This window comes from Bacillus sp. CGMCC 1.60114 (assembly GCF_042676365.1).
In the GTDB taxonomy this organism is placed as follows: Bacteria; Bacillota; Bacilli; order Bacillales; family Bacillaceae_G; genus Bacillus_A; species Bacillus_A rhizoplanae_A.
Genome location: NZ_JBHTHG010000120.1, coordinates 1 through 8,315, shown reverse-complemented (window position 1 = coordinate 8,315; position 8,315 = coordinate 1). Strand labels below are relative to the sequence as shown.

The window sequence follows — 8,315 nt, the reverse complement described above, 5'->3', positions numbered from 1 at the left end:
TCTCCCGTTACTCCTGTAATTCCGGTTGGCCCTGTTACTCCTGTCTCTCCCGTTACTCCTGTAATTCCGGTCGGCCCTGTTACTCCTGTTGGTCCTGTCGCTCCAGTATCTCCCGTTGCTCCTGTAATTCCTGTTGCTCCTGTAATTCCTGTTGCTCCTGTAATTCCCGTTACTCCTGTATCTCCGGTTACTCCTGTTGGTCCTGTCGCTCCGGTTACTCCCGTTGCCCCTGTCACTCCTGTATCTCCAGTTGATCCTGTTGATCCGGTTACTCCTGTTACTCCCATTGGACCAGTATCTCCTGTATCTCCCGTCACTCCTGTCGCTCCTGTATCTCCAGTTGATCCTGTTGCTCCTGTTGATCCTGTAATTCCCGTTACTCCTGTATCTCCGGTTACTCCTGTTGGTCCTGTTACTCCTGTATCTCCCGTTACTCCTGTAATTCCGGTTGGCCCTGTTACTCCTGTCTCTCCCGTTACTCCTGTAATTCCGGTTGGCCCTGTTACTCCTGTCTCTCCCGTTACTCCTGTAATTCCGGTTGCTCCTGTAATTCCCGTTACTCCTGTATCTCCGGTTACTCCTGTTGATCCTGTCGCTCCGGTTACTCCCGTTGTCCCTGTCACTCCTGTATCTCCAGTTGATCCTGTCGCTCCGGTTACTCCCGTTGCCCCTGTCACTCCTGTATCTCCAGTTGATCCTGTCGCTCCGGTTACTCCCGTTGCCCCTGTCACTCCTGTATCTCCAGTTGATCCTGTTGATCCGGTTACTCCTGTTACTCCTGTTACTCCCATTGGACCAGTATCTCCTGTTGCTCCCGTTGCTCCAGTTACTCCAGTTACTCCGGTTGCTCCTGTATCTCCAGTTGATCCTGTTGATCCTGTTGATCCTGTTGATCCTGTCTCTCCCGTTACTCCTGTAATTCCGGTTGCTCCGGTTGGACCAGTAATTCCTGTTACTCCTGTTGCTCCGGTTACTCCTGTTACTCCCATTGGACCAGTATCTCCTGTTGCTCCCGTTGCTCCTGTTGCTCCCATTGGACCAGTATCTCCTGTTGGTCCCGTTGCTCCTGTTGCTCCGGTTGGCACTGTAATGGGTGGGATTGGTGGTAAAGTAGGACCTATAAGATTGGTATTAGGCATCTCAGCAGATAAAAAATCATCTGGATTCAATCCCTTTGAATACTTCCCACTTCCCTCTGACATGTATACACCTCCCTTTTCTCTAAAGAATTTATTCACTATATGGCTTGTACATACTAGGAAATAATAAATAGGTCGGATTCCACATGAAAAAATTGTTACCAAAAGTATTACCAAATACCTTTACATTGAACTACTCCCACCTAAAATCCTAACGAATTTTTGAGGAAGGGGATTCCCAAAAGGGACAACTAAGAAAATACTTAGCAGACCATACCCATTCAACAAGGTATAGTTTTTCTGCTTTCAAACTTAGACAAACCTTTTACTTCCAAGTCTGTAAGAGCCACTGGAGGAAAAAGTTCGTTCACAGAACGAATCTTGTTATGGTTCGAAAGCTCCATCTGATAGAATGTGTGAACACGCAAATCAGACAGGATACCAGACAGCCACTTCCATTGCGCCCAATGATGCAGACCTACCATCTTCTCCGGTAATAGTGAATACAAAACTGGTGGAAGTTTTTCTTTACATCCCATTGCTCTTCTAGCAATGACATAAGAAGCTGCTTGGTGAATGCTGATACCAAAACGTTTCATATATTTGGTTTTACCAATTTGAGAAGTGTACGCTGGATTTACCTCAAATACCGCTACGGTTTGTTTGCTTTTACGGCAATATCAACTAATACAATGGCTTCTGCTTCCATAATTTTAGTAATTTGTTCTGACGTTTTACCTAAAATATCAAAGAATAATACACCTGTTTTTATGAGTTGTCCTTGTCTATTGATATTTGACCAAGCAAAGTGATCAAAATTACAGTCTACTCCAATGACACCATCGGATTTGCTGAAGTTTTTATTTTGGCTTTCTTCAATATCTATTAAACATTTAAAAATGTAGTAATCCCCGTGATCTTCAATTGCCCAACTGATTGGTTTTCCTGCATTCTTTTTATCTTTGCAATTCCATTGGTTTTGAACAGCTGCATTCACTTGTTCTTGTCCATACGGAAATGTAAGGTTTGGAATTTCAACTGCAACACCGTTTGGGGTTGTAAAGTGTAAAGATTGCGATTCTATATTGTATGTAAATACAAAGTTTCCTGATTTCGCGTCTTTTCGACCTGAAATCAACATTTGATTGTAACGAGCCTTTTCAAAATCCTGAACCCAAAGTGTATGATTTTGAACATACGTATCTACAGTATGTTGTGCTTTGAATAATTTTTTACTTCCAAATACACCAGAAGAAACTTTGTTTTTTAAACTATGAAGTAGTTTTTGTAGTCTATCCAGCCGAAATTCAAGGCTACCCAAACGAGAACGAAGTGTTTGAATACGCACATTTAAATATTCATGCTCAAATTGATAAGCATGATAGTAAATATCCGTTCTCTTTTTAAATTGAACAACAAAATATCGTCCCATTTGTTGTTCTTTGGATGTTTTATTGAACTTTGGCTGCCCTTTGATAAAAGATGTTTTCATTTTATTCAACACTGTCAAATCTGATTTGGTTTTCTTAATCTTCTTTTTTACAGCTTTCATCTGTTCATTTTTATTTTCGATAGACAATTTCTTCAATTCTGTCTGAGAAGAAAACAGTGCATGGGCTTCCTGCATAGCACTATTTGCATAATAATCATTCAGACTAAATCGCGATTTTACAGTCATTTGCATACTATCAGAACGTCTGGAGGTGCCAGAACGTTTTTCTAACACTTGCGTTTGAAAAGCGAAATGCTTCGCACGATTAAATACGAAAAGAGCATGTCCAATCGCTTCAACATACTTCGGATTCAGTGCATTCTTATAGATACGAATTGAAAAATATGCTTTTTTCATTGGACACGCTCCTTTCTTGTTTTGTATACACAAAGTATACTAAAAAGGAACATACGTTTCTGTTTATGTACTTAAAAAAAACAAAAAAGCGATTCATCCCCCACCTATCTTCTTTGCTTTTCTATGAATCTTGAGATGGGAGCCTTACTGCCCGCGAATAGCGGGATAAAAATAACTTTATATCGTTCCCTTGTGCATTTCCTATATCAGAAATTAGACCAACCAAATCTATTTCGCTATCGTATATCATTGTTACAGTCTTCAATTGCTCCAAATGCAGCTGTTGTTTTTAACTTATTAAGAGCAGAAACCAACGCTGCATTTATACCCTCATGCACAGTAACAATCGTTCTAATAGAAGATAATGATTATAAATCTCTGAGTATAAAGTTTATGTGTAATTCTTATGAAACAATGAAATTAAGCTGCCTTCACAAGAAAAAAAGCAATTTAAAGATAATTTGAGTTACAGTGTAATTTTAAAAAGAAAATGTCCCATTTTGTGAGACAACCTAGTACCATTTTCTTCATTATTCATAAAATGTATTGAAGTCACTATTTTTATAAAAAGATTAAGGAGGTTAAAAATTTGGGTAATAATCAAGATAAATTTATGCCATTTCCTTGTGCATTTCCTATACCAGAAATAGGCCCAACCGGACCGACTGGGCCGACTGGGCCTGCTGGAGGACCAATTGGGCCAACTGGACCTGCTGGACCGACTGGCGGTACTGGACCTGCTGGACCAACTGGCGGTACTGGACCTGCTGGACCGACTGGCGGCACTGGACCTGCTGGACCGACTGGCGGCACTGGACCTGCTGGGCCGACTGGCGGCACTGGACCTGCTGGACCGACTGGCGGCACTGGACCTGCTGGACCGACTGGTGGCACTGGACCTGCTGGCTCTAGTACTATCATTCCATTTGCATCTGGCACAACACCTATTACACCAGCTACTGCTTTGGGCGGAGCTCTTGCTGTTGGAAGTGCTATTGGCTTTGGGTCTTCTATTCCTAGTATTACTTTATCGGGAGCATCTCCTAATACTCTTACCCTTCCCCTAGGAGCAACTGAAGCATTTACAATGCCTCGCAACGGCACCATTGAATCAGTATGGGCGAACTTTACTGCTACAGGTCTTAATGTAACTCTTCCTCTTGGTGGTAGCGTCATCGTTGAAGCATCTTTATATATAAACACTGTAGCCAACAATAACACTAACGTTTTCACTCAACTTACAAGTACTGTTGTAAACTTAAGTCCAAGTATCACTTCCACAACTGTATTTCCTGTAAATCTCGCTGGTTCCAATACTACAGTGAGTCAACCAGTAACTGCTGGGGATCGTTTATTAATGGTCTTTTCCGTAATCGGTACTGGTGGTCTTACTGCTGTTGCTATTCTTACAGGTTTCGCAAGTGCCGGAGTTGAAATCGTTTAGTTGAAAGGTTTTCTGTAGTAAAGTTTTCATAACATCGCTACACCTATTCAACAAAACGAAAGTTATGTAAATAAAGAGGAAGCACTGCAGCCTCCTCTTTATTTATTTTTCTTTGCCTGCTTATTTACATTGTGAGTATTAACACCTTTTTCAATCCGTTCATTTCTACTAAATGAAGTAATAATTATACTTTATGATCCAATTTCAAAGTAAGATAGGAATCATACCGTTAATGTCTAATATTAGAAACTCTGAATTACCAACCTTTTTTACTTATCCGATATTTATTGAAAGTACAGGTACTCCACAAGAATATGCTTCTAGTGCATGGTTTTCTCTCATTTGCTACTGTGATTAATAATAAATCTGTAAAATTATAGAAAGCCGCCATTTCTACAATTAGTAATCAACACTCCTGAGTTACTTTAATAAATCCATTCCTAAAAGCATTTGTAATAGTTTTATAGAGAATGTGATACTTTTTCTAGAAGACATCCACTCCATTTATTTTTTCCGAAAGAAAGAAACAGTTTCTCCTAATCCTTGAAGCAATGAAAATTGCGGCTCCCAATTTAAATGTTTTCTGGCTTTATTGTTTAATAGAGAGCTATACATAATATCTCCCGGTCTTTCCTCTTTGTATATTCTCTTATCTTCTATTTTCATTACACTACAGATTATATTCAGCAATTCATTGACTGAAGTTTGTTGATTCGAACTAATATTACATATTTGATTGTCAGCATTCCTAAGAGCTAAAAAGTTAGCATATGCTACATCTTTAACAAAAATAAAATCTCTTGTTTGCTTTCCATCACCATATATAATTGGACTATGATTCTTTAATAATCGGTCAATAAAAATAGAAATAACACCAGCTTCCCCATTTGCATCCTGTCTTGCGCCATATACATTAGCATATCTAAGAATTGTATACTTTAAACCCGAAAGCTTTGCAAATAATTGAATATAGGTTTCACTGGTCAATTTTGATAAACCATAAAATGATATAGGAGTAAGATCATGATTCTCATCAATAGGTAAATATTTAGGATTCCCATATACAGCAGCGGTTGATGCATAGATAAATTTTTTTACGTTATACTTTATACAAGATTGTAGAATATTTATAGTAGCCATAATATTTTCACTACAATCATAAAGTGGCTGTTTTACAGATTCCTGCACAGATACCTGTGCCGCTTGATGTATTACAAAATCTGGTTTTTCTGTCATGAAAATTTTATCAATATCGGGATCACGTATATCAAAATAATAGAAAGCAGCTCTTGATGGAATGTAATGCTTATGACCAGTAACTAAATTATCAACAACCACTGTCTCTATATTGTTCTCTAATAAGATTTCAACAATATGTGAACCTATAAAACCCGCCCCACCTGTGACTAGAACTTTCAAATCCTGCCCCTCCCCCAAAACGATATTTCCTTACATATAAGACAAGTAAAAATACTTGTTTTTTAATTAAAGAAGTTAACATTTTTACAAAATCAATATTGTTACAATTTATGTAAACTATATGCATTTTGCTACAATTAGGCGCTCTTCTTATTTTTAGTGAAATTAGTATCTTGTCTATAACGTTTCACTTATTTTTTTCATTAAATAAAATGAGAATATACGAAGGAGTGAAAATATGGATCCTTGCGAAAATTTCTTTGCTTTGCCAGTAAAAGAATTCCCTGCCTTTGGGATTGCTTTTTCGGCAAGTGATACACCTGTTTCTGTAGGTCAACCAATTCCTTTACCAAGTAATAATACAAATCCAAACGTATCCGTCCCTGTTCTTCTTGATGTAGAAAGTACTGGGCATGGACTTATCGTCAAAAGATCTGGTATATATCAGCTTAGCTATACATTAACAGTCTCTTTAGATAATTTTCCTGTTCCATCTGGCGGCCGTGAATCTGCTACATTTTTCTTAACATTAAATGGTACCACTCTCGCAAATTCTATTCCTGGCTCTGGAACGGCTATACGTACAACTTTCGATGGCACAGGTCTAGTTGTAGTAACAAGTAGTGTAATTTTGATTAACTTATACAACAATGACTTAATACAAATTGTCCCTACAGATATAGTAGACTCAGCGGACACTATAGATGTTCGCTCTGCTACTTTAACAGTCACACAAATTGCCTAAAAACAAGGCCGCCTCATATATTGTGAGATGGCCTTGTTTTTCGTTTAAAAAGGGAATTAATTTATCACACGTTTAACATGTTTATACATCCCTCATTATAAGCCCTCTTATAAAGCAACTCATTCTTGTGCATGATCTTTGAAAAGATTTCGAAAGTATTCTCGGTTATATTGCACCGAAGGATGGTCCGGTACATATACTGCCGCTTGTTCATTATGATAATTTGCTTTCTCATTATCCCCTAACCGGCTATAGCAAACGCATAGCTGTAAATGGGGAACCCATGTATAAGATGCATAATCTATAAATCTAGTTGAATCTTGAAACGGGACAGTAATCGCCCTCTCATACCAAAAGGTTGCTTGCTTATAATCTCCTTTTTCCATAAATATGTGACCGGCGCGACAACAAATCTCTCCTCTTGGAATGTCGTATTGAAAAGAACGAAAACATGCTTGCAGTGCTTCTTCCGATCTTTGCAGTTGCTTATAGCAATCTGATAATTTCCCACATGCATGTATACAATCTTCTATCCAGCCCTCTTTTCCATCTAAAAACTGGTTATATAATTCAATTGCTTTTTCATATTTTTTATGATCGACACATTCATTGGCATAATAAACGGTATCCCTCGGTGTAAAAGTTCTTCCCTGCCTTAGTGCCTTCTCGAAAATTCGAAGATTACGATCCGTATGTTCTTTTTCTTTTTTATGCATAATGGCTATATCGCTTTTCAGTATATTTCCATAAACAGCTAAATATTCATGGACAAATCCAATCCACTGGAAATTTCTCATCCGCTTTACTAAACGATTTCGAACAGAACTGTAAGTAGGTTTTCCATTTTCATCAACCGCAAGATAATACGACATTGAAACTGCATCTACATTACAATCCAAGTTTTCCTTCAATTGTAACAACTTATCTTTTTCTGTTTCCATTAAAATATCATCCGCGTCTAACCACAAAATATAGTCCTTTGTTGCTTTCGAAAACGCAAAATTTCGAGCAGCTGCAAAATCATCTACCCATTCAAAATCATAAATATAAGGAGTATACTCTCTAACAATCTCTTTTGTTTGATCCGTTGAACCAGTATCTACAACAATAATTTCATCAACAACCTCTCGTACTGATTCTAAACATCTAGCAATTGTCTGTTCTTCATCTTTCACAATCATACATAAGCTAATTGTAATGCTCTCTTTTACCAAAGCCCTTCCTCCTTCCCCTTGTAGTATATGAAAAAAGAAAGGAAAATTTACCAATATAGATATGAATAAAATCACAATATAATGTTTTTAAAATATTTAAAACAACTATATCATTTCGATTCCCTGCTGCATTTAATATATATTGAACAGCTTTTGGAGGTGAATCAATGAAAAATAAAAAACCCGCTAATCAATTTCATTCAATAGAGTATATTGTTTCTGCTGTATTAGGTCCTACTCTGCCGCCAGTCCCACCTGGTGGAAATAGTGGTCCTACTGGCGCTACTGGGGCCACTGGACCTCAAGGCGTCACTGGCGCTACCGGACCTACTGGCGTCACTGGACCTCAAGGTATTCAAGGTGTTACTGGTGCTACCGGACCTACTGGCGCTACCGGACCTCAAGGTATTCAAGGTGTAACTGGTGCTACTGGACCTACTGGCGACACGGGCGCTACCGGACCTCAAGGTATTCAAGGTGTTACTGGTGCCACTGGCGACACGGG

General features: G+C 38.5%; 7 protein-coding genes and 1 pseudogene. 3 read left to right on the top strand and 5 right to left on the bottom strand.

All coding sequences use genetic code 11. The features are described 5' to 3' along the window. The 3 genes from ACFQZ1_RS26455 to ACFQZ1_RS26445 all read right to left on the bottom strand — a co-directional run. Positions 1 to 1,202, bottom strand: a 1,202-nt coding sequence (locus ACFQZ1_RS26455) for a beta strand repeat-containing protein (protein ID WP_377885176.1), incomplete at its 3' end; no start/stop codon positions are given. Positions 1,203 to 1,420: 218 nt separating this feature from the next. Continuing rightward, positions 1,421 to 1,738 carry a hypothetical protein gene (locus tag ACFQZ1_RS26450; protein ID WP_377885175.1) on the bottom strand — a complete coding sequence of 106 codons (318 nt, stop codon included), beginning with the start codon at positions 1,736 to 1,738 and terminating at the stop codon, positions 1,421 to 1,423. 53 nt (positions 1,739 to 1,791) lie between these two features. Beyond that, positions 1,792 to 2,988: an IS200/IS605 family accessory protein TnpB-related protein gene (locus ACFQZ1_RS26445; protein WP_377885174.1), complete on the bottom strand. Its 1,197-nt coding sequence runs from the start codon at positions 2,986 to 2,988 to the stop codon at positions 1,792 to 1,794. Between the two features lie 589 nt (positions 2,989 to 3,577). Here ACFQZ1_RS26445 and ACFQZ1_RS26440 point away from each other — a divergent pair. Then, positions 3,578 to 4,432, top strand: coding sequence for an exosporium glycoprotein BclB-related protein (locus ACFQZ1_RS26440; protein ID WP_377885173.1), 855 nt, complete (start codon positions 3,578 to 3,580; stop codon positions 4,430 to 4,432). Positions 4,433 to 4,936: 504 nt separating this feature from the next. On the opposite strand, the gene ACFQZ1_RS26435 is transcribed toward ACFQZ1_RS26440, so the two are convergent. After that, entirely contained in the window at positions 4,937 to 5,851 is a 915-nt protein-coding gene (locus ACFQZ1_RS26435) for an NAD-dependent epimerase/dehydratase family protein (protein ID WP_377885172.1), read from the bottom strand. Positions 5,852 to 6,089: 238 nt separating this feature from the next. On the opposite strand from ACFQZ1_RS26435, the gene ACFQZ1_RS26430 reads away from it, so the two are divergent. Then, complete coding sequence (locus ACFQZ1_RS26430; protein ID WP_377885171.1) at positions 6,090 to 6,596, top strand: hypothetical protein; 507 nt, start codon at positions 6,090 to 6,092, stop codon at positions 6,594 to 6,596. 119 nt (positions 6,597 to 6,715) lie between these two features. Here the strand turns inward: ACFQZ1_RS26430 and ACFQZ1_RS26425 are convergent, their stop codons facing one another. Then, the gene (locus tag ACFQZ1_RS26425) at positions 6,716 to 7,810 is read right to left on the bottom strand and encodes a glycosyltransferase (protein WP_377885170.1); all 1,095 of its coding nucleotides are present in this window, start codon (positions 7,808 to 7,810) and stop codon (positions 6,716 to 6,718) included. Positions 7,811 to 7,977: 167 nt separating this feature from the next. Between ACFQZ1_RS26425 and ACFQZ1_RS26420 the strand changes: the two are divergent. Further along, positions 7,978 to 8,315: pseudogene (locus ACFQZ1_RS26420) on the top strand (hypothetical protein); the annotation flags it as partial.